At 51.2% G+C, this 20,411-nt stretch carries 21 protein-coding genes, 1 tRNA gene and 1 other RNA gene; 17 read left to right on the forward strand and 6 right to left on the reverse strand.

Annotation, left to right across the window (positions count from 1 at the left end; genetic code table 11):
• Positions 1-75: transfer RNA gene (locus AC3G2T_RS13510), tRNA-Arg, on the reverse strand.
• A gap of 302 nt (positions 76-377) precedes the next feature.
• Between AC3G2T_RS13510 and AC3G2T_RS13515 the strand changes: the two genes are divergently transcribed.
• From AC3G2T_RS13515 to AC3G2T_RS13575, 13 genes are all read left to right on the forward strand, one after another.
• Entirely contained in the window at positions 378-1,415 is a 1,038-nt protein-coding gene (locus AC3G2T_RS13515) for a sugar-binding transcriptional regulator (RefSeq protein WP_488435783.1), read from the forward strand.
• Between the two features lie 56 nt (positions 1,416-1,471).
• The gene (gene gap / locus AC3G2T_RS13520; protein ID WP_488435784.1) at positions 1,472-2,476 is read left to right on the forward strand and encodes a type I glyceraldehyde-3-phosphate dehydrogenase; all 1,005 of its coding nucleotides are present in this window, start codon (positions 1,472-1,474) and stop codon (positions 2,474-2,476) included.
• 96 nt (positions 2,477-2,572) lie between these two features.
• Positions 2,573-3,754 carry a phosphoglycerate kinase gene (locus AC3G2T_RS13525; protein WP_474682775.1) on the forward strand — a complete coding sequence of 394 codons (1,182 nt, stop codon included), beginning with the start codon at positions 2,573-2,575 and terminating at the stop codon, positions 3,752-3,754.
• Between the two features lie 14 nt (positions 3,755-3,768).
• Positions 3,769-4,521: a triose-phosphate isomerase gene (gene tpiA / locus AC3G2T_RS13530; protein WP_474682774.1), complete on the forward strand. Its 753-nt coding sequence runs from the start codon at positions 3,769-3,771 to the stop codon at positions 4,519-4,521.
• A gap of 1 nt (position 4,522) precedes the next feature.
• Positions 4,523-6,061 carry a 2,3-bisphosphoglycerate-independent phosphoglycerate mutase gene (gpmI, locus tag AC3G2T_RS13535; RefSeq protein ID WP_488435785.1) on the forward strand — a complete coding sequence of 513 codons (1,539 nt, stop codon included), beginning with the start codon at positions 4,523-4,525 and terminating at the stop codon, positions 6,059-6,061.
• A 35-nt stretch (positions 6,062-6,096) separates the two neighbouring features.
• Entirely contained in the window at positions 6,097-7,389 is a 1,293-nt protein-coding gene (gene eno, locus AC3G2T_RS13540; RefSeq protein WP_488435786.1) for a phosphopyruvate hydratase, read from the forward strand.
• A 45-nt stretch (positions 7,390-7,434) separates the two neighbouring features.
• Entirely contained in the window at positions 7,435-8,142 is a 708-nt protein-coding gene (locus tag AC3G2T_RS13545; protein ID WP_474682771.1) for a M50 family metallopeptidase, read from the forward strand.
• An 84-nt stretch (positions 8,143-8,226) separates the two neighbouring features.
• On the forward strand, positions 8,227-8,463 hold the full coding sequence (secG, locus tag AC3G2T_RS13550; protein WP_474682770.1) for a preprotein translocase subunit SecG: 237 nt from the start codon (positions 8,227-8,229) through the stop codon (positions 8,461-8,463).
• Positions 8,464-8,557: 94 nt separating this feature from the next.
• Complete coding sequence (locus AC3G2T_RS13555) at positions 8,558-9,346, forward strand: alpha/beta hydrolase (protein ID WP_474682769.1); 789 nt, start codon at positions 8,558-8,560, stop codon at positions 9,344-9,346.
• A 24-nt stretch (positions 9,347-9,370) separates the two neighbouring features.
• Positions 9,371-11,896, forward strand: coding sequence for a ribonuclease R (gene rnr, locus AC3G2T_RS13560; RefSeq protein WP_488435787.1), 2,526 nt, complete (start codon positions 9,371-9,373; stop codon positions 11,894-11,896).
• 106 nt (positions 11,897-12,002) lie between these two features.
• Positions 12,003-12,485: an SsrA-binding protein SmpB gene (gene smpB, locus AC3G2T_RS13565; protein ID WP_474682767.1), complete on the forward strand. Its 483-nt coding sequence runs from the start codon at positions 12,003-12,005 to the stop codon at positions 12,483-12,485.
• A 159-nt stretch (positions 12,486-12,644) separates the two neighbouring features.
• Positions 12,645-13,009: a transfer-messenger RNA gene (ssrA, locus tag AC3G2T_RS13570) on the forward strand.
• Between the two features lie 295 nt (positions 13,010-13,304).
• On the forward strand, positions 13,305-13,523 hold the full coding sequence (locus AC3G2T_RS13575; protein WP_474682766.1) for a helix-turn-helix domain-containing protein: 219 nt from the start codon (positions 13,305-13,307) through the stop codon (positions 13,521-13,523).
• A 172-nt stretch (positions 13,524-13,695) separates the two neighbouring features.
• On the opposite strand, the gene AC3G2T_RS13580 is transcribed toward AC3G2T_RS13575, so the two are convergent.
• Entirely contained in the window at positions 13,696-14,100 is a 405-nt protein-coding gene (locus AC3G2T_RS13580; protein WP_474682765.1) for a VOC family protein, read from the reverse strand.
• A gap of 262 nt (positions 14,101-14,362) precedes the next feature.
• On the opposite strand from AC3G2T_RS13580, the gene AC3G2T_RS13585 reads away from it, so the two are divergent.
• The gene (locus AC3G2T_RS13585) at positions 14,363-14,959 is read left to right on the forward strand and encodes a TetR/AcrR family transcriptional regulator (protein WP_088832127.1); all 597 of its coding nucleotides are present in this window, start codon (positions 14,363-14,365) and stop codon (positions 14,957-14,959) included.
• Between the two features lie 360 nt (positions 14,960-15,319).
• Here AC3G2T_RS13585 and gap (AC3G2T_RS13590) read toward each other — a convergent pair whose 3' ends face one another.
• Positions 15,320-16,321 carry a type I glyceraldehyde-3-phosphate dehydrogenase gene (gene gap / locus AC3G2T_RS13590; protein WP_488435788.1) on the reverse strand — a complete coding sequence of 334 codons (1,002 nt, stop codon included), beginning with the start codon at positions 16,319-16,321 and terminating at the stop codon, positions 15,320-15,322.
• A 105-nt stretch (positions 16,322-16,426) separates the two neighbouring features.
• On the opposite strand from gap (AC3G2T_RS13590), the gene AC3G2T_RS13595 reads away from it, so the two are divergent.
• Both AC3G2T_RS13595 and AC3G2T_RS13600 read left to right on the forward strand, forming a co-directional pair.
• A complete protein-coding gene (locus tag AC3G2T_RS13595; RefSeq protein WP_488435789.1) occupies positions 16,427-17,281 on the forward strand; it encodes a helix-turn-helix domain-containing protein in 855 nt (284 codons plus the stop codon).
• A gap of 101 nt (positions 17,282-17,382) precedes the next feature.
• Positions 17,383-17,517 carry a hypothetical protein gene (locus AC3G2T_RS13600; RefSeq protein ID WP_474682761.1) on the forward strand — a complete coding sequence of 45 codons (135 nt, stop codon included), beginning with the start codon at positions 17,383-17,385 and terminating at the stop codon, positions 17,515-17,517.
• Positions 17,518-17,707: 190 nt separating this feature from the next.
• On the opposite strand, the gene AC3G2T_RS13605 is transcribed toward AC3G2T_RS13600, so the two are convergent.
• Positions 17,708-18,196: a DUF6022 family protein gene (locus AC3G2T_RS13605; protein WP_474682760.1), complete on the reverse strand. Its 489-nt coding sequence runs from the start codon at positions 18,194-18,196 to the stop codon at positions 17,708-17,710.
• A 154-nt stretch (positions 18,197-18,350) separates the two neighbouring features.
• Between AC3G2T_RS13605 and AC3G2T_RS13610 the strand changes: the two genes are divergently transcribed.
• Complete coding sequence (locus AC3G2T_RS13610; protein ID WP_474682759.1) at positions 18,351-19,076, forward strand: MerR family transcriptional regulator; 726 nt, start codon at positions 18,351-18,353, stop codon at positions 19,074-19,076.
• Between the two features lie 66 nt (positions 19,077-19,142).
• Here the strand turns inward: AC3G2T_RS13610 and AC3G2T_RS13615 are convergent, their stop codons facing one another.
• Together AC3G2T_RS13615 and AC3G2T_RS13620 are read right to left on the reverse strand one after the other, a co-directional pair.
• On the reverse strand, positions 19,143-19,538 hold the full coding sequence (locus tag AC3G2T_RS13615) for a VOC family protein (protein WP_488435790.1): 396 nt from the start codon (positions 19,536-19,538) through the stop codon (positions 19,143-19,145).
• A 147-nt stretch (positions 19,539-19,685) separates the two neighbouring features.
• On the reverse strand, positions 19,686-20,339 hold the full coding sequence (locus tag AC3G2T_RS13620) for a hypothetical protein (RefSeq protein ID WP_488435791.1): 654 nt from the start codon (positions 20,337-20,339) through the stop codon (positions 19,686-19,688).
• Between the last annotated feature and the right edge of the window lie 72 nt (positions 20,340-20,411).

Below are 20,411 nucleotides of genomic sequence, written 5' to 3' on the forward strand. Positions count from 1 at the left end.
TGGCGCGCCCGAAGGGAATCGAACCCCTATCTCAGGCTCCGGAGGCCTACGTCATATCCATTGGACCACGGGCGCATGCAATTGAAATTTAGTGAAGCAAGGGTTATTATATGACACCGAATAAAAAAAAGCAAGACTGAAAATGCTTTCAGTAAAAAAAGGCAAAAATATTTGAACAATTGTTGAATCTGACAAAGCAATTGGTTATAATAATAATGCACGGAACGATATATCTCGACAATGTGCGATTCAAGTTGAAGACTTACCGAATTTGAAGTACTGGCAGTACTCAATTTTTTTTGCTCGGGTGGGACGAAAAATGCATACCCGGGACATAAAACGTCCAATCAATGGAGCAGGAGCGTTGTGATCGTCATATGAGAGAAATCCTTGACATTCAAAAGCAGCTCTTGCCGGACCTCATGGATGTTATGAAAAAACGTTACTCGATTCTGCGCCACATCCTTGTTTCCGGTGTCGTAGGGAGAAGAACGCTGGCCAGCTCGCTCGATATGACGGAGCGCGTCCTGCGCGGCGAGGTTGAGTTCCTCAAGGAGCTGGGCCTGCTGGAGACGGATGCCACCGGCATGAAGGTCAGCGAATCCGGCCACCGGCTTCTGGAGAAGATGGAGCCGATCATTAAAGCCGCTTTCGGCCTGACGGACCTGGAAGAGAGCATCAGCCGGGCGTTTCAAATCGCCCAGGTCATCGTCGTGCCCGGCGATTCGGACGTCTCCGCCTTCACGAAGAAGGAGCTTGGACGGGCAGGAGCAGCCGCTTTGCGCAAACACGTCGCCAAAGACGATGTCATTGCTGTAACAGGCGGATCGACGATGGCGCAGGTTGCGAACCATTTGACGATCTCGTCGCGCATGAAGGGCAGTTGGTTCGTACCGGCCCGGGGCGGACTCGGCGAGAGCGTGGATATGCAGGCGAACACCATCGCATCCATTATGGCCAAAAAGACAGGCGGCAAATACAGGCTTTTGCATGTGCCCGACCATTTGGGCGAAGAAGCTTATCAGACTTTGATCCAGGACCCGCAGATCCAGGAGGTTGTCGACGTCGTGCGCAGCTGCCGCATCGTCGTACACGGAATCGGAGAAGCTATGGTCATGGCCCGCAGGCGCAAGGTGGATGCCCAGACGACGCAAAGCTTGCAGGAAGAAGGAGCTTTGGCCGAAGCGTTCGGCTATTATTTTGACCGGCAAGGAAATGTCGTCCACAAGATGGCTACAGTCGGCCTCAGGCTGGAAGACATTCAGCGCGTTGAAGTCGTCATCGGCGTCGCAGGCGGCAAGAGCAAGGGGGAAGCGATCGCTTCCGTACTGCTTCACGGCCAGGAAGACGTGCTCGTGACGGATGAAGCCGCCGCGCTGGAAATTATGAAGCATGCCCCACAAATGCCATCATGACGTGTCTTTTTGACCGTCTTGACCATATAATTTTTAAATCTTAGGAGGAATTCGCTATGGTAAAAGTAGGTATTAACGGTTTCGGACGTATTGGACGCAACGTGTTCCGCGCAGCTCTGAACAGCACTGAAGTTCAAATCGTGGCAGTAAACGATCTGACAGACGTAAAAACATTGGCTCACTTGCTCAAGTACGACACAACTCACGGCAAACTTAACGCTACTGTAGAAGCTGGCGAAGGCGAACTGATCGTGAACGGCCGTTCCATCAAAGTATTCGCTGAGCGCGACCCTGGAAACCTGCCTTGGGCTTCCGTAGGCGCTGAAATCGTTGTTGAATCTACCGGTATTTTCACAGCGAAAGAAAAAGCTTCCCTTCACCTGAAAGGCGGCGCTAAGAAAGTAATCATCTCCGCTCCTGCAACTGACGAAGATATTACAATCGTTCTTGGCGTTAACGAAGATAAATACGATCCTGCTGCGCACACTGTAATCTCCAACGCTTCTTGTACGACTAACTGCTTGGCTCCGTTCGCGAAAGTGATCAACGACCAATTCGGTATCGTTAAAGGTATGATGACTACTGTTCACTCCTACACGAACGACCAATCCGTGCTTGACCTGCCGCACAAAGACCTTCGCCGTGCCCGCGCAGCCGCTGAGAACATCATTCCTTCCAGCACTGGCGCAGCTAAAGCGATCGGCCTTGTTCTGCCTGAACTGAAAGGCAAACTGAACGGTATGGCTATGCGCGTTCCTACGCCTAACGTATCCGTTACGGACCTGGTTGTAGAAACAAAAGTCAACGTAACTGTAGACGAAGTGAACGCAGCTCTGAAAGCAGCGGCTCAAGGCGCTCTGAAAGGCATCCTGAACTACTCCGACGAGCCTCTGGTATCCAGCGACTACAACGGAGATCCTGCTTCCTCCACGATCGATGCCCTGTCCACAATGGTAGTTGGCGACAACATGCTGAAAGTGGTTTCCTGGTATGACAACGAGTGGGGCTACTCCAACCGTGTCGTTGACCTTGCCGCTTACATCGCAAGCAAAGGTCTGTAATTCATAATCAGCACACTTGTAGACACTTGAAGAGGAGAAGCGATTCTCCTCTTTGTGTGTGATTGTTACCAAAAAACCGCTCGGGAGGCCTGTTCCATGAATAAAAAAAGTGTCCGTGATGTTGAAGTATCCGGCAAAAAAGTGTTTGTTCGCGTAGATTTCAACGTACCTCTGGAAAACGGTCAAATCACAGACGATACCCGGATCAGAGAAACGCTGCCTACAATCAAATTCCTGATTGAAAAAGGCGCAAAAGTCATTTTGGCGAGCCACCTTGGACGTCCGAAGGGTCAAGTGGCCGAAGAGCTTCGTCTGACTCCGGTTGCCGCAAGACTGGCTGAATTGCTTGGCAAGCCGGTAGCGAAAGCCGACGAGGCGATCGGTGAAGCAGTTAAAGCGCAAGTCGCTGCGCTGAAAGACGGCGATGTGCTGCTGCTTGAAAACGTTCGTTTCTACGAAGGCGAAGAGAAGAACGATCCCGCTCTGGCGAAAGCTTTTGCCGAATTGGCCGATCTGTACGTGAACGACGCGTTCGGTGCGGCTCATCGCGCTCACGCCTCCACGGAAGGCATCGCACATCATCTGCCGGCCGTATCCGGTCTTTTGATGGAAAAAGAACTGGATGTGCTCGGCAAAGCGCTGAACAATCCGGAGCGTCCTTTTACCGCGATTGTCGGCGGAGCGAAAGTGAAGGATAAAATCGACGTGATCAACAACTTGCTGAACATTGCAGACAACGTGATCATCGGCGGAGGCTTGTCCTATACATTCCTGAAAGCGCAAGGGAACGAGATCGGCAAATCTCTCGTGGACAACGAGAAGCTTGACCTGGCGCTCGGTTTTATTGCCAAAGCGAAAGAAAAAGGCGTGAACTTCCTGCTTCCGGTCGATATCGTAGTCGCCGACAAATTCGGACCCGACGCGAACACGCAAATCGTTCCGGTGGATGGCATCCCTGCTGAATGGGAAGGCATCGACATCGGGCCGAAAACCCGTGAAATTTATGCGGACGTCATTGCAAAATCCAAACTGATCGTTTGGAACGGACCGATGGGCGTGTTCGAAATCGAGCCTTTCTCCCACGGCACCCGCGCTGTAGCTGAAGCTTGCGCTGCCACTTCCGGCTACACGGTTATCGGCGGTGGAGATTCCGCGGCGGCTGCTGAGAAATTCCATCTGGCTGACAAAATGGACCACATCTCGACAGGCGGCGGAGCTTCCCTGGAGTTCATGGAAGGCAAAGCACTGCCGGGCGTTGTGGCTCTGAACGATAAATAAGGGAGGATCTTTCGATGAGAAAACCGATTATCGCAGGCAACTGGAAAATGTTCAAGACCGTTTCCGAAGCGGTCAGTTTTGTAAACGAAGTGAAAGGCGGGGCGGAAGTAGACGGCGTAGAGAGCGTAATCTGCTCCCCGTTCACAAACCTTCCCGCTCTGGTTGAAGCCGTTAAAGGCACAACCCTCCATATCGGCGCGCAAAACCTGCACTTCGAAGATAACGGCGCATTCACCGGCGAAATCAGCGGCGTTATGCTGAAAGAGCTGGGCGTAGAATATGTCATTATCGGACACTCCGAGCGCAGAGCGTATTTTGCCGAAACCGACGAGATCGTGAACAAAAAGGTTCAAGCGGCATTCAAACACGGCTTGACGCCGATTCTGTGCGTAGGCGAGAAGCTGGAAGAGCGCGAAGCGGGTCAAACCAAAGAAGTTTGCAAAGTGCAGACAGAGGCGGCTTTCCAAGGCCTTAGCGCGGAGCAAGCGGCTAAAGTCGTTATCGCTTACGAGCCGATCTGGGCGATCGGTACCGGCAAATCTTCCACAGCGGAAGACGCTCAAGACGTAATCGGCTATATTCGCCAGCTGGTGAGCGGTTTGTACGGGGCTTCCGTGGCGGATGCGGTTCGCATTCAGTACGGCGGCAGCGTGAAACCGAACAACATTGCCGAGTACATGGCACAGCCTGACATTGACGGCGCGCTTGTAGGCGGAGCGAGCCTGGAGCCTGCTTCCTACATCCAGCTCGTCGAGGGGGCGAAGTAAGATGTCCAGACCGAAACCGGTAGCGCTGATTATTCTCGACGGCTTCGGGCTTCGTTCGGAGGAGCAGGGCAATGCGGTCGCACACGCGAAAAAGCCCAACTACGACCGTTACTGGTCGACTTATCCGCATACGACCTTAATCGCAAGCGGCGAAGCCGTAGGTTTGCCGGAAGGACAGATGGGGAATTCCGAGGTAGGGCACCTGAATATCGGAGCGGGACGTACCGTGTATCAGGACCTGACCCGGATTTCCAAATCGATTCGCGACGGCGAATTTTTCGATAACGAGACGCTGCTCGGCGCCGTTCGCCACGCCAAATCGACCGGGAAGAAGCTGCACCTGTACGGACTGCTCTCCGACGGCGGCGTGCACAGCCACATTCAGCATTTGTTCGCACTGCTCGATCTCGCGAAAAAAGAGCAGCTTGAAGAAGTGTACATTCACGCTTTCCTAGACGGCCGCGACGTGGCTCCGGATTCGGCGAAAAAGTACATGGAAAGCTTGCAGCACAAAATCGCGGAAGTCGGCGTAGGCAAAGTTGCCACCGTGCAAGGCCGCTACTACGCGATGGACCGCGACAAGCGCTGGGAACGTACGGAGAAATCGTACCGCGCGATGGTTTACGGCGAAGGCCCGACTTATACCGATCCGATGCAAGCGATCATCGATTCGTATGAAAAGTCGGTCTTCGACGAGTTCGTCATGCCGACCGTCATCGTAGGCGCTGACGGCAAACCGGTAGGGCTCGTGGAGTCCGGCGACGCGGTCGTCTTCTTCAACTTCCGTCCCGACCGGGCCATCCAGCTTTCGCAAGTGTTTACGAACGAGGATTTCCGCGGGTTTGACCGCGGGGACAAAGCTCCCCGTAATCTTTACTACGTGTGCCTGACTTTGTTCAGCGAATCCGTAGACGGCTTTGTCGCGTATAAACCTAAAGATCTCGACAACACGCTCGGCGAAGTGCTGGCCCAGAACAATCTGAAGCAGCTGCGCATCGCTGAGACGGAAAAATATCCGCACGTGACGTTCTTTTTCAGCGGCGGGCGCGATGTGGAACTGCCGGGCGAGACCCGCATTCTCATTCCGTCGCCGAAGGTCGCTACTTACGACCTGCAGCCTGAAATGAGCGCATACGAAGTAGCGGAAGCGGCTGTGAAGGAAATTGAAGCGGAGCGCCAGGATGTCATTATCCTGAACTTTGCCAACCCTGACATGGTCGGCCACTCCGGGCTTCTGGAGCCTACGGTGAAAGCTATCGAAGCTACAGACGAGTGCCTGGGCAAAGTCGTCGAAGCGATCTTGGCCAAAGGCGGCGTCGTGTGCATCACCGCCGACCACGGCAATGCGGACGTTGTGACGAATCCGGACGGAACGCGGAACACGGCGCATACGACAAATCCGGTGCCTTTTATTGTTACGGACAAATCTGTTACACTAAGAGATGGCGGAATTTTGGCGGATATCGCCCCGACGATGCTGGACTTCCTGCAAGTACAGCAGCCTGAGCAGATGACGGGTTCCACCATCATCAAGCGATAATCATACTAACCAACATAAAAGGAGTGTTATCAACGATGACTATTATTTCTGACGTTTACGCTCGCGAAGTGCTTGACTCCCGCGGCAATCCGACTGTTGAGGTGGAAGTATACCTCGAATCCGGCGCTTTCGGCCGCGCAATTGTGCCTTCAGGCGCTTCCACAGGCGCATACGAAGCCGTTGAGCTTCGCGACGGAGACAAAGCCCGTTACCTCGGCAAAGGCGTTCTGAAAGCCGTTGAGAACGTGAACGAAATCATCGCTCCGGAAATTATCGGATTGGACGCTCTGGACCAAGTCGGCATCGACAGCAAAATGATCGAGCTGGACGGAACTCCGAACAAAGCGAAATTGGGCGCTAACGCAATTCTGGCCGTTTCCATGGCTGTAGCCCGCGCGGCTGCCGACGCTTTGGACGTGCCTCTGTACACATACCTGGGCGGATTCAACGCGAAAACTTTGCCTGTTCCGATGATGAACATCATCAACGGCGGCGCGCATGCCGACAACAACGTCGACGTTCAAGAGTTCATGGTTCTGCCAGTAGGCGCAGCCAACTTCAAAGAAGCGCTTCGCATCGGCGCGGAAATTTTCCACAACCTGAAATCCGTTCTGAAAGAAAAAGGCCTGAACACGGCAGTTGGCGACGAAGGCGGATTCGCTCCGAACCTGAGCTCCAACGAAGACGCCATCCTGACCATCATCGCCGCTATCGAGCGCGCAGGCTACAAACCGGGCGTTGACGTGTTCCTGGGTATGGACGTTGCGTCCACAGAGTTCTTCAAAGACGGTAAATACCACCTTGAAGGCGAAGGCAAATCCTACACTCCTGCTGAGTTCGTAGACTTCCTTGCTGCATGGGTCGACAAATATCCGATCATCACAATCGAAGACGGCTGCTCCGAAGACGATTGGGAAGGCTGGAAATTGCTGACTGAGAAACTGGGCGGCAAAGTACAACTCGTCGGCGACGATCTGTTCGTAACGAACACAAGCCGTTTGTCTACAGGCATCGAGCAAAACATCGGCAACTCCATCTTGGTTAAAGTAAACCAAATCGGTACGCTGACCGAAACTTTCGACGCTATCGAAATGGCAAAACGCGCAGGTTACACAGCGGTTATCTCCCACCGTTCCGGTGAGAGCGAAGACAGCACAATCGCTGACATCGCCGTTGCTACCAACGCCGGCCAAATCAAAACAGGCGCTCCTTCCCGTACGGACCGCGTAGCGAAGTACAACCAACTGCTTCGCATCGAAGACGAGCTGCACTCCGTAGCTCAATACGCAGGGAAGAAAGCATTCTACAACCTGAAAAACTTCAAATAATTTCGCTTCGCTTCACATAATTTAATACCGGGAGGGGGTTGCACGATGAGCAATTGGGTGAAGACTATTTTATTTTTGATAGGTTCCGCTTTGCTGACTCATTGGATCCCCTCTTCTTTTTTTCGCAATTTGGATACGATGGTTCATGAGTTCGGCCATGCCGCCGTCACGCTTGCGCTTTCAGGGAAAGTGCAGTATATCGAGCTTTACGCCAACCACAGCGGGGTTACGCACTCTTTAATCACGAAGTCGTGGTCGATTGTTCCGGTTGCGCTCGCCGGTTATACGACGGCATCCTTGTTCACCTGGTTTTTATTCTCGGCTTATGCCAGAGGGAAGCAGCGATTGGGACTTCAAGTGATGACAGTGTTGGCCGTGATTTCTTTAGTGCTGTTCGTGCGGAACGCGTTCGGCATTACGTTTATTATCGGCTTGATCGCCATAACCGTACTTGCCCTGGCGTTAGCTCCCAAATGGCTGCGGGACATCTATTATTTGCTGCTCGCTTTCCTTTGCCTGGAGGAATCGGTGTTCGGGCCGTTATCGCTGGTGCTGTATGCATGGAGAAATGCGCGTGCGGCAGGCGATGCTACAAACCTGGCCCTTTATACGGGTGTGCCTGCTATCGTATGGGCCGCGTTTTTCTTGTTGTTTTCCTTATGGTGCGCAAAACAGGCCGTTCAGGCATTTTTGGGCCGCAGGGGAAACAGAGCGAATCACCCGCAATCGCCGGCAGCTTCCTACCGGAATTAGGAAAGGAATTGTAATCTTGGACGAACTATGTTAAAATACTCATGCTGAATGTATAGGCAAAGATCAGGCTATTGGGGTGCTAACATGGTAATCTTATTCAAGGTTTTGTTGATCATAGCTTCAATCGGATTAATTTGCATCGTATTGCTGCAAAAGGGTAAAAGTGCGGGGTTGTCCGGCGCTATTTCCGGCGGTGCGGAGCATTTGTTCGGCAAGCAAAAAGCGCGCGGTTTAGAGCTGTTCTTGTCCCGTTTCACGATGGGGCTTGCTGCCGCATTTTTCATTCTCTCCATTGTCGTAGCTTACGTAGTGAAAGCTTAGCACACATAAAACGATAACAGCAGGGGAACATTACTCCTGCTGTTTTTTCATTTTACAACGAAAGTCTATGTGTGCAGGAGTGCAACGGAGAAAAATGGGCGAGAATAGAATATATAAATCGACGGAGCCCTTCCTCTGGCAGGGCAGCGGGGCGAACGGGCAAACCGGAATTTTAATGATTCACGGCTTTACGGGAACGCCGTCGGAGTTTCGAAGAATCGGCTATTATTTGCAGGATCAGGGGTACACGATTCATGCGATTCGGCTGCCGGGCCACGGCACTTCGCCGGAAGAGATGCTGCGAACCGAATGGACGGATTGGTATGGGCACGTGCAAGCAAGCTATGACGAGCTGGCCTCGCAGTGCAGCCATGTTGTAGTCGTAGGCCATTCGATGGGCGGGCTGCTCGCATTCATGCTGGCCGCAGAGCGGAATGCCGCAGGCATCGTATCGCTGGCTGCTCCGGTATATCTGGCAACACGGAAGACAGCGCTTGCGGTCATGCTGCAGCATTTTATCACCTATGTGGAAAAGAAGCCCAAGAACATCCCTACGCTGCTGGATGAGTCATGTGCGTATACCAAAACGCCGATTCGTTCCATAGTCAGTTTGCGTAAACTAATGAAGCAGGCGAAAAAGCTGCTCCCCCGGGTAGCTGCGCCGGTATGGATCGGACAAGGAGCCATGGACGCCGTCGTCCTGCACCGAAGCGCCGCATTTTTGTATAAGAAAATAAATTCGGCAATCAAAGAAGTGCATTACTATCCGCAGTCGTCCCACGGAATGCTGCTGGATCAAGAAAGAGACAAGATCTATGAGGACATTTCTTCATTTATCCGGTCTTTGAAGCTGCAGCCCGGCAAGCAGGAAGCTTATCCGTGAAAATTACAAGAAGGTGAACAATACATGATAACAGAAAAAGAAATTTTGAGCTTTATGCAGGAAACGGCCTATAAACCGATGACTTATCAGGAGCTCGAAAAGCATTTTGGCGTTGGGAATGCCAACGAATTTAAAGAGTTTTTGAAAATTTTAAACCATTTGGAGCAGGAAGGATTGATTTTGAGGACCCGCAACGACCGTTATGGCGTGCCGGAGCGAATGAATTTAATTCGTGGCAAGCTGCAAGCGCATGCGAAAGGCTTCGGCTTTCTCATTCCCGACGACCGGGATCACCCTGACGTGTACATACACGCCAACGATATGAATACGGCGATGAACGGGGATATGATTCTTGTCCGGGTTACATCCAAAAGCCAGGGAGGCGGCCGGATGGAAGGCGAGGTCGTGCGGGTAGTATCCCGTGCGAATACGCAGATCGTCGGAACTTTTCAGAGTCAGGAAACGTATGCGTTCGTAGTGCCGGACGATAAACGGATGACACGGGATGTTTTTATACCTCAGCATGCGTTCATGGGGGCGGTTACAGGGCAAAAGGTAGTCGTCAAGCTCGTCAGCTATCCGGAAGGCCGGGCCGCGGCTGAAGGGGAAGTCATTGAGATTCTCGGCCATAAAGACGATCCGGGCGTCGATATTTTGGCGATTGTCCGCAAATTTCAGCTGCCGGAGGCTTTTCCTGAAGAAGTGATTCTGGAGGCGGATGCCGCCCCGGATGCGATCAGCGAAGAGGAGCTTCAAGGCCGCAGGGATCTGCGCGGCAAGCGCATTGTGACCATCGACGGGGAAGATGCCAAAGATTTGGACGATGCGGTGAACGTCGAACGGTTGGATAACGGCAACTACTTGCTGGGCGTGCACATTGCCGACGTCAGCTACTATGTCAGAGAAGGCTCAGCACTCGATCGGGAAGCGTATAACCGCGGCTGCTCGGTTTATTTGACGGACCGTGTCATTCCGATGCTGCCTCACCGGCTGTCCAACGGCATCTGCTCGCTGAACCCGCGTGTAGACCGGCTGACGATGTCCTGTGAGATGGAATTCGACGAGAATTTGCAGGTGGTTAGGCACGATATTTTTACCAGTGTGATTCGTACAAGCGAACGAATGACGTATACCAACGTGCGCAAGCTTTTGACGGATGAGGAAGTCGAGCCTGAGCTTCTGGAGCGTTACGAGTACTTGCTGGAAGATTTCAAGCTGATGGAAGAGCTGGCCATGAAGCTGCGCAGCAGAAGGATGAAGCGCGGGGCGATCGATTTCGATTTTGAGGAGTCGAAAATTTTGGTCGATGCCGAGGGCAAGCCGACCGACATCGTCAAACGCGAACGATCGATTGCCGAGATGATGATCGAGGAATTCATGCTTGCCGCGAATGAAACGGTAGCGGAGCATTTTCATTGGCTGAAAGTGCCGTTCCTGTATCGGATTCATGAAGATCCGGACGCGGAGAAGCTGATGCATTTTATGGAATTCATTACGAATTTCGGCTATGTGGTTAGAGGGAAAGGTAACACGGTACACCCGCGGGCGCTGCAATCCCTGCTGGAAGAAATTCGCGGCTCTGCGGAAGAAACCGTGATCAGCAAAGTGATGCTTCGTTCGATGAAGCAGGCGCGCTACGATGCCCAGAGCTTGGGGCATTTTGGGCTGGCGGCCGAGTTTTACTCGCACTTCACCTCGCCGATTCGGCGGTACCCGGACCTCATCATTCATCGGGTCATTCGGGAAGTGCTGGCAGTCGGAGTGCTGCCGGATCAGCGCCACGAATCGCTGGCCGGGCGCATGGACGACATCGCGCGGCAATCGTCCGAACGCGAGCGGGTAGCTGTCGAAGCCGAACGGGAAACGGAAGCGTTGAAAAAAGCCGAGTACATGCTGGACAAAATCGGCGAGGAATTCGAAGGTATTATCTCGTCCGTTACCAATTTCGGCATTTTCGTCGAGCTGGATAATACCGTCGAAGGTTTGATCCGTTTAAGCGATTTGACGGACGATTATTACCACTATCATGAAATGCAGCACGCTCTCATTGGTGAGCGTACGTCGCGAATTTACCGCATCGGCGACGGCGCCAAGGTGCGCGTAGCGCGGGTGAACATGGACGAGCGGACCGTCGATTTTGAGATGGTCGACATGAAGCCGCGCGGCAGCGGCAAGGCGAATTTTGTGCGCGGCGGGGACAAGGCGGGCTTTGCCCGCGGTGGCAAAGCCGGCAAAGGCGGCAAAGGCGGCAAGGCAGGCAGCTTTGCCGGCGGCGGCGGGAAAGCTGGGGCCCGGGCCGCAGGCAAGCCCGGCAAGGGCGGCGGCGCGCGAGCTGGCGGCGCCGAGACCGCGAAGGGCGGCAAAGCCGGTAAAGGCGGTGGCCGCCGCAGTGGCATTTCGCTGGGGGGCGAAGCCCTGGCGGGTGTTGGCGCCTCGCCCGCGGCGGGCAGCGCGGGCGATTGGGCGAGCGGCGTGAACGCGCTCGCCAAGAGCGGCCGCCGCCGTGGAACGGGCGGCGGGAGCGGCGGTGGCAAGAAGCGGCGGAAATAGTCGCCGCTTCTTGCATTTCCGCCGTGAACTTGCTACAATAGGTTGCACATTGTAGCAAGTTCACGCATGCTTTTTTCCGCGTGCGTTGCGGAAGGAGGATCCCGCGGTGGCAACGAAGAAGGCCGATGGCAAAGTGCTCGCCCAGAACAAGAAGGCGTCACATGACTACTTTATTGAAGATACGTATGAGTGCGGCATCGTTTTGACCGGAACGGAGATCAAATCCTTGCGTGCAGGCAAAGCGAACTTGTCCGACAGCTTTTCGACGATTCGTAATGGCGAAGCTTTTGTCCATAACATGCACATCAGCCCGTTCGAACAGGGGAACCGGAGCAATCCGTCCGACCCGACCAGAGCGCGCAAGCTGCTCATGAAGAAGGCCGAAATTGCCAAGCTGCTGGGTCATGCCAAGCAGGAAGGCTACACGCTGGTGCCGCTCAAGGTGTACATCCGCAACGGCTACGCCAAGCTGCTGCTGGGACTGGGCAAAGGGAAGAAGCAGTACGACAAGCGCGAAACCGCGGCAAAGCGGGACGCACAGCGCGACATTCAGCGCGCGCTTCGCGAGAAGCAGAAGATCGCGAGATAATGGCGAGTGGCAGTTTTGCCACATAGCTGCCTGAGCTTCCATGAACATGGACGTTCGTTTCTCGTCCGATTGTGTTATACTAAGTAAGCAGCAACGAAAGAGCATCAAGCTATACCTTTCACCTTCCTTGGTTCGAATGAACGAAGCGGAAGGCAATCCGGGGGCGTTTTTGGATTCGACGGGGATAGTTCGAGCGCGGGTTGCGGGTAGTGGGGACGCGTCCACTTCATCAACGCTAAAGCCTATTAAATGGCAAACAACAACCTAAATTAGCTTTCGCAGCTTAATAACCTGTGAGCTAGCTTCTACCCTGCATCGCCCATGTGCCGGGATAGGGGCCCAACTTTAGTGGGATACGCCGCTTCGGTCTCCGCCTGGGGTCGACGGAAGAAGACAATCAGGCTGACCCAACGCAGAGCGGGTTACGGCGCGCTGCTCGGGTGACATCAAAACTGTGACTACACCCGTAGATGCCTGTGTGGCGATATTTTCGGACAGGGGTTCGACTCCCCTCGCCTCCATACTTAAAACCCGCTCATAGAGCGGGTTTTTTGAGAGTTAAACCAAAACTTTGCCGCTGCGGCAATCGATTGCTTTAATAAACTCGCGGCAAACATTTGCTTTAATAAGTTTAAGACTATTTTACCTCGGGGCCGTTTATGGATTCGACGGGGATAGTTCGAGCATGAGTAGCGAGTAGTGGGGACGCGTCCACTTCATCAACGCTAAAGCCAATTAAAAGCATATTTTTGTCCGAAATTGGACGGAAATATGCTTTTGTTTTATAAACTTACTTGCCAAAATATAGGGTGGATCAAATTGGATAATTTACCTTCTATCGGAGAAAGAATAAAGTCTATAAGAAAACAACATAAATTGACGCAAATTGAATTTGCCCAAAGCTTAGAAATATCACAAGGTACGCTTAGTGAGATAGAATCTGGAAATGCTAAGCCTTCTTTCGATGTCTTAGTTGTGTTAGCGAATAAAGGTTTTAGATTTGATCCGTTAAAAGAAACAGCGGCGGATCAAGACTAGAAAATAAAGTCTTAGACCTGCCGTTGTTGTCATTCAACTAATGTTCCCGAGAACTTCTGCAACCGCGAGCTTCCGACCCGAGAATACTACCAACATGGACACGCCGCGCGTCGGGCAGGAGAGTTTCAGGCGCGAACTCCCTCCATTACTCTTAGCGTAGGAACGCTGCCCGTTAAGGCCTACCGCTGAACCGCTCGAGCGCTTCCTCGGTAACCGGAGCGAAGAGGTTGACGAGGTTGCCGTCGGGGTCGCGAAACAGTGCTGAGCGGTTCCCCCATGGCATCGTGGTCGGTTCCTGTACCCACTCGTCGACAAGCGGCTTCAAGCGGTTGTACTCGGCATCGACGTCGTGGACGCGAAACTCGATGATGACGGTGTGGTTGTCGGCCGCGCGCGCGGAACCGGCGCCGAACAGTTGCACCGTCTGGGAGTGGCCGATCGCAAGGGTACACGATGGCAGAACGAACTCAGCGAAGACAGGCGCGGGGCGCTTCGCCAAAACACCTGTGACTTTCTCATAGAACACGACGAGTCGATCCAAGTCGTCAGTAATTATGCGTACAGAAGCGAAATTCACGAGACATCATCCTTTCAATAATTTAACGATACGATACCGTATCGTATCGTATCATATTGACCTGGATAATACAAGTTACCGTACGACTAACAAAAATGGTGCTCGAAAATGCTTCGTTGCCTCACTGAAGCACAAACAAGGAGTGCTCTAAATGGCAAGCCGAAATCCCCGGCGCCAAGGATGCTTTCATGGTATAATGTGAAGGACTTTTTATTTTAAGGCAACGAATCCGAGTCTAAAGTACTTTTATGTTGGAGGGAAGATGGTGACTACGTCTAAGAAATCTGAACGTGTGCCGTCGGCCAATTTGAATAGACGCGTCGAGCGTTCACGACATGCCGTCCTGACCACTGCGTTTGAACTGCTCAGCGAAGGCGGTGTGGCTAGCTTCTCCGTCGACGAGGTGGCGCGTCGTTCCGGGGTCGCGAAGACGACCATCTACCGCCACTGGCCGACGCGTGAAGCACTGGTGATCGACGCCTGTTCACGGATGATTGCCGAGCAGGAAACGCCCGACACCGGCTCACTCGAAGGTGACGTCACGGCTATCCTGGTGGAAATCGCGCACCTGCTACCGACGGCGAATTGGTCCTTCGTCCTGCCGTCAATCGTCGACACAGCCGAGCGCAATCCGGAGTTCGCGGAAATCCACAGTCGGATTCAGCGCGGACACGCCGCCCCCCTGCGAGAGGTCCTACAGCGCGCGGTAGGCAGAGGCGAGCTGTCGGCACACGCCGACGTGTCAACTATCGTCGCAGCCCTGCTGGGGCCACTCTTCTACCGCCGCTGGTTCTCACGTGAACCGATCGACGACCAGTTCGTAAAGGCGATCATCAAACGCGTACTCGCTTCACTTTAGTACGAGACGCCTACCACTGCTTGGCCGAACATCGATGGCGGACCAGCAAACAGCAAATATCTGTTTTGCGCGCCCAAAGGCTTCGGCATCCTGATGCAACGCGATCGAACCTTCGACCTGGAGAGCGAGGGTTCGAAAACAGATTAGATACATGAACGGTGTTTCTTCGTATTTCGAGGCGTTCTTAGAGTCCAAATTCCTGCTCTAATTAGCGTATGTTTTCGATGTTGGCAGTCCCCTACCCGATCTGGTTGTAGTGTCGCTATTCCAACCTGTCCGTTAGTTTACCACTATTTAATATATATAAGACACAGTTTATTTACCGTCGATAGGTGTGCGTCATTTATAGTTCGCTTACTATCACAATTCCGCGAGATATTTGGCGGTGCGAATCATTTGGCTGGTAAAGGAGTTTTCGTTATCATACCATGCCGCTATTTTCACCAGGGTATCTGTTCCTAGTTCCGTTACCTTTGTTTGCGTAGCGTCGAATAAGCTGCCGTAAGTCATACCGATAATATCGGACGAGACAAGCTCTTCCTCTGTATATCCATATTGCTCCGACTGGGACTGCTCCATCTTCTCGTTGACCTGCTCCGCGGTTACGGAACCGCCCACGACTACTGTCAATTCTGTTAGGGAGCCGGCCATAACCGGCACTCTTTGGGATACACCATCCAGTTTGCCATCCAAGGAAGGGATTACGAGTCCTATTGCTTTTGCTGCCCCGGTTGACGTTGGGATGATGTTGCCGGCTGCAGAGCGCGCCCGGCGCAAGTCACCTTTGGCGTGAGGGCCATCAAGGGTATTCTGGTCGTTTGTATAAGCATGTATCGTCGTCATAAAACCTTTTTTAATCGGCGCAAGCTCGTTCAAGTAATAGACCATTGGAGCCAGGCAGTTCGTGGTGCAAGATGCGGCCGAAACAATAGTATCTTCTTTAGTTAGCGTGTGTTCATTAACACCATATACAATAGTAGGAATATCTTTCCCAGCAACGGTTGAGATGACTACTTTTTTTGCACCTGCCTCAATATGGGCTGTAGATGCTTTTTTTGAGGCGAAAAAGCCTGTACACTCCAGGACTACATCAACTTGCAATTCTTTCCACGGGAGTTTGCCGGGATCTCTTTCGGCATAAATCGGAATATCCACGCCGTTTACGGTTAAGCTGTTATCACTGTAATCAATCTTTTCATCATAACGTCGCTGCGTTGTGTCGTGCTTTAGCAAATGCGCAAGCATCTTCGGACTTGTTAGGTCATTGATAGCGACAATCTGATAACCTTCTGCATCAAAAAGCTGCCGAAAGGCAAGCCTGCCAATTCTGCCGAAACCATTTATCGCAATGTTGATTGCCATAATAATAACCACCTTTCTTCGTCTGTGTTAATTATACTCCTCGAATCTTTGTGGTACACTGTTATAAGTGAAGCAATTGACTATACTATTTGTCAGGAGAGGACCATGCCGCAAGTTGACCGCCACAAAGACAGAACGGTAAATATTGAATTTGTTGCCGCCGAGGACTTGAACTGTCTTCCCTATCCGGAGCGGCTTACTTTAATCTTGATTACATCCGGCAGCATCAACGGGGTACTCAACGAACGACCGATAGCGATTTCAGCCCCCGGCGTTCTCTGTTTATCCGAAGATGATACGATACAAATGCTTGAAAAGCATAACGCCTCTGCGCAATCATTCAGTTATCATCCCGATTTTCTTATTACCGTACCGAATTCTGAAACGAAAGACTACTTTCCTAGCCATCTGAAAATACAAACAGGGCTTTCGCTTTTTCAGGGCAATCAAACACGCACCGGAGTACCTTTTGTTACCGAGAAAGCCTTTCCGCAATTATTTGAGTGGTTTTTTGTGCTTGGGACTGAAGTGTATGCGCAAAGCGATGCAAACTGGGCGTGCAGAATCAAAAAATATCTCATCCAGATATTGGGCTTGCTTGAGGATTTAAACCGCCAAAGCGAACAATCCCCTGTTGATTTAGTGCTGGAATATATACACACCAATTATGCTAATAAAGTCACCTTGGAAGATTTAACGAAATGCGCACACTTGAATCGTGTGTCGCTTAATAAAATGTTTCAGGAAAGATGCGGGTGTACAGCAATGAGATATTTGCTGTCGCACCGCTTGAAAGTTGCGGGAGATCTCCTCACCCATACAGGTATGAGCTTGAACGAAATTGCGCGTGCCACCGGGTTTGAGTACGACACCTACTTCATCAAACAATTTACGACTAAGAGAGGGATATCTCCAACCGTATACCGGAATATCTCCCGCCAGTTCGCTACTGCTCAATAAGGCTTTCCAATGACTCTTCAATTCATGTGTCGCCTGCGCCGTTCGGCACTCATCCACTCAGGAGTCCAGGTTTGCTCTTTGTCATCGGGGAGATGATGAAGATGAAAACGACAATAAGCTTAAAGACGGTTGACATCGAAACGAATTTCCGAAACATCGAAGCCATGCGAAACGGCATGACTTCGATGTTTTTCTTTATGAGCGGCTCGGGTTCAAGACTGTGCTGCCGCCCCTAGTTCTATGATCTGTACCGACGGCAAGGAAATGGTTTTAGCGAAGCCATTGCATTTAGATTTGGACTCCCTTAACTAGTCCTTTATCCATATTACTATTGTGTCCAATCGTTTAACGAGACCGCTAATCTTGCACAAAGATCCCCATTCGTTTCTACCGATGTTATTACCCATAATTTGCACACCATTTTTCTTATCCCTTGATACGCCGAATTCCTTGCACGATCTGTTCCCTCTCGCAATCTCTCAACGAATAGAGTACAGGTGCCGTAGGAATCTCAAATTTCAGATGAGAATGTGGAATTTCTGTCAATAAAGATCCAATAGGTTGTTGGCTTTTTTTATGACGGACAACATTCCAAAATATCCTGGATCTATTTTCTTCGGTTCCCCATTTTTCAAGCGAATTTCGAAATAGCAAACATTTGCCGATAACGAAATCATGTTCCACGAGGGGTTCCGTTGCTTCGAAACCGGCGTCCTCAAGGCAATCAAATAGTGCAGGCATTAACTGGTCCAAATACAGCCCGTAGGCAGCATCCTCGATTTCGCGAAAAGCGACCGTTAATTGAGCATGCATCGAATCGTACAAGGGCTTCCATACCGATTCAATATACCGATTGCCTGCCACGCCAAGCTCCTCGATTGTCATGTCATAATGGAATATTGGTTTTACGGTCATACTTACTCCTCCTTGAATTGGTTTATTTCCATCATATAACATGTAAGCCAATTAGAAGGTTTTGCGAAAATGTTTGAAGGAAATCAACAAAAAGATCAGAATAACATTACAATGGTTTTAATGTTCGTGCATTAATTATAAAGGTGTGATTAGCATGGGCTCGCGACCTAAAAAATTGGCGGGGAAATTTAAGATAAGCGCCAGCACTTTGCGGAACTATGAAGCGAAGGGGTTAATCCCTCCTGCGGAGCGATCCGCCACCGGATACCGTATGTATACTGAACGGCATGATGCCTATCTGGCATGTATTCAAGCCATGGCCCCAGCATTTGGGATGGAAGTGACGACCGAGGTGCTGCATAGTCTCCAAAGAGATGAGTTGGACGATGCATTGTGGATCGTTAGGGAAAGGGAAGTCATGTTACATCGGCAAAAAGCAGATTTGGATCAATTGATAAGGGAGTTGAAATCGTATGCCAATGGAAGTCAAGCTTACGATTTGAACCAACGCATCAGCATCCACGAGGTCTCAAGACGGACAGGGGTTCCTAAATCAGCGATCCGTTACTGGGAGAAAAGCGGCCTGTTCACTACAGAGCGTGACCCTGATAACGGCTACCGACTATATAATGAAGCACTTCTACTTAAAATTAGGATGATTCAGGTGCTGCAAAGTTCTGTATATTCCGAAGACACCGTGAACTTGAAGCAATCGATTGCACTTTTAGATTCTCATAACATCGAACGTGAGATAAAGCTAGCGGAAAGTATCCGAACCTACCTGCATAAAACGATCAAATCCCAGATCCGAGGTCTCTACTACCTATATCGCTTGATTAGATCGTTAGGCTTTTCGGAAATAAACGAAGGCCATCAATAGTACCGACGGCACAATGAAAAACCCGACCGTGTAAGGTCGGGCTTTTGTCCATGTGATCGTATAACTCTATTTTGCATGCTCATCTGGCTGATGAATACCAAAAGTATTTCCTTCTGTGTCAATGTAATACCCTTGCCATGCCATTCCAGGCAGTGCATACTTGGGCAATGCGAGCTTGCCTCCAAGATTAAGAATTTTTGTTTCGGTAGAATCGTAATCTCCGACTCCCATCGTACATGCATAACCATTCATAGCCTGACCGGGTTGCGGGGAAGCGCCTTGACGTTGCATTAAAGCCCCGTTGATTCCAAGTTCATTTGCATCGCCTGTCACAGCTCCCCAATAAGGCATTCCGGCATAATTACTCCAATCCTCAAATTTCCATCCAAATACCTCTCCATAAAACTTCTTAGCACGTTCCATGTCATCTACATGAATTTCGAAATGAACTAATCGGCCCATGACTTCCTCCTATGTTTTGACTTCCTACATTTTTATATTATTATACTTTCCTATTTCGCTAAATATATAAAATTCAAGTGGAAATTTTTGTAGTCTGTGGGAGGCCCGGGTGACACCAAAACTGTGACTGCACAGGATGGAATACTTTCACCCCGTATATCCGCATACGCCCACACGCGGAGAATTGACAACAGGAAGAAGCATTTCCTCTCCGCATTCGTGATTTTCCGAACAAGTTTCGCATAACCATCCGGACTCGTTGTATTGGCATTCCGAGCAGACGTTTTCCGCCGCGGCGTTTCCGCATTCGGTACATTGGATAACAGGAGCATTGTTGCGGGCAAGGAGCTCTACGTCAGAGGAAGCGCGTTTGGCCCCGAACCGTTCCCCGACTACCTTCAGCGTCAGTTCCGTTGTCGATCCCATATCGTACTCGTGCCTGAAGGAAAGGCCTTTATACAGCAAGTTACCCAGTTTGACCTGCGTGCTTTTCTCACCGTAAGATTTGTCGGGTTGGGGGGAATAGATTTGATTTTCGATCGTGAACAGACTCAAATGTCCGCAGCATTCCAGCCAAATATTTCTCAGGTAATCATCCAGCCTTGTTAACGTCAAGTCAGCGCTTGCCTCGAGGAAGAGCCAGTACTCCGGCGAGTAGCGGCCCTGTACACTGATCAGGAAATATCGTACGACCCCATCGTCCAGCGCTCGTTCGGGACAGTTTTGCAAATGCTTCGTAACGGTTGCCTTGCTGAGTTCTTTCCGGCAGCATGTACAACTTCCTTTGCTTGTTTTGCCCATGTAGATCACCTTTCAATATCTTTTATTATGTTAATTATAACTATTGGGATAAGCGAGCGAAAGGAGTTTCTT

This window comes from Paenibacillus sp. sgz302191, assembly GCF_057749925.1.

Coding starts and splice junctions, on each gene's coding strand:
- AC3G2T_RS13515 (WP_488435783.1), top strand. CDS start 378: ATGAGAGAAATCCTTGACATTCAAAAGCAGCTCTTGCCGGACCTCATG.
- gap (WP_488435784.1), top strand. CDS start 1,472: ATGGTAAAAGTAGGTATTAACGGTTTCGGACGTATTGGACGCAACGTG.
- AC3G2T_RS13525 (WP_474682775.1), top strand. CDS start 2,573: ATGAATAAAAAAAGTGTCCGTGATGTTGAAGTATCCGGCAAAAAAGTG.
- tpiA (WP_474682774.1), top strand. CDS start 3,769: ATGAGAAAACCGATTATCGCAGGCAACTGGAAAATGTTCAAGACCGTT.
- gpmI (WP_488435785.1), top strand. CDS start 4,523: ATGTCCAGACCGAAACCGGTAGCGCTGATTATTCTCGACGGCTTCGGG.
- eno (WP_488435786.1), top strand. CDS start 6,097: ATGACTATTATTTCTGACGTTTACGCTCGCGAAGTGCTTGACTCCCGC.
- AC3G2T_RS13545 (WP_474682771.1), top strand. CDS start 7,435: ATGAGCAATTGGGTGAAGACTATTTTATTTTTGATAGGTTCCGCTTTG.
- secG (WP_474682770.1), top strand. CDS start 8,227: ATGGTAATCTTATTCAAGGTTTTGTTGATCATAGCTTCAATCGGATTA.
- AC3G2T_RS13555 (WP_474682769.1), top strand. CDS start 8,558: ATGGGCGAGAATAGAATATATAAATCGACGGAGCCCTTCCTCTGGCAG.
- rnr (WP_488435787.1), top strand. CDS start 9,371: ATGATAACAGAAAAAGAAATTTTGAGCTTTATGCAGGAAACGGCCTAT.
- AC3G2T_RS13585 (WP_088832127.1), top strand. CDS start 14,363: ATGGTGACTACGTCTAAGAAATCTGAACGTGTGCCGTCGGCCAATTTG.
- gap (WP_488435788.1), bottom strand. CDS start 16,321: ATGGCAATCAACATTGCGATAAATGGTTTCGGCAGAATTGGCAGGCTT.
- AC3G2T_RS13595 (WP_488435789.1), top strand. CDS start 16,427: ATGCCGCAAGTTGACCGCCACAAAGACAGAACGGTAAATATTGAATTT.
- AC3G2T_RS13600 (WP_474682761.1), top strand. CDS start 17,383: ATGAAAACGACAATAAGCTTAAAGACGGTTGACATCGAAACGAATTTC.
- AC3G2T_RS13605 (WP_474682760.1), bottom strand. CDS start 18,196: ATGACCGTAAAACCAATATTCCATTATGACATGACAATCGAGGAGCTT.
- AC3G2T_RS13610 (WP_474682759.1), top strand. CDS start 18,351: ATGGGCTCGCGACCTAAAAAATTGGCGGGGAAATTTAAGATAAGCGCC.
- AC3G2T_RS13615 (WP_488435790.1), bottom strand. CDS start 19,538: ATGGGCCGATTAGTTCATTTCGAAATTCATGTAGATGACATGGAACGT.
- AC3G2T_RS13620 (WP_488435791.1), bottom strand. CDS start 20,339: ATGGGCAAAACAAGCAAAGGAAGTTGTACATGCTGCCGGAAAGAACTC.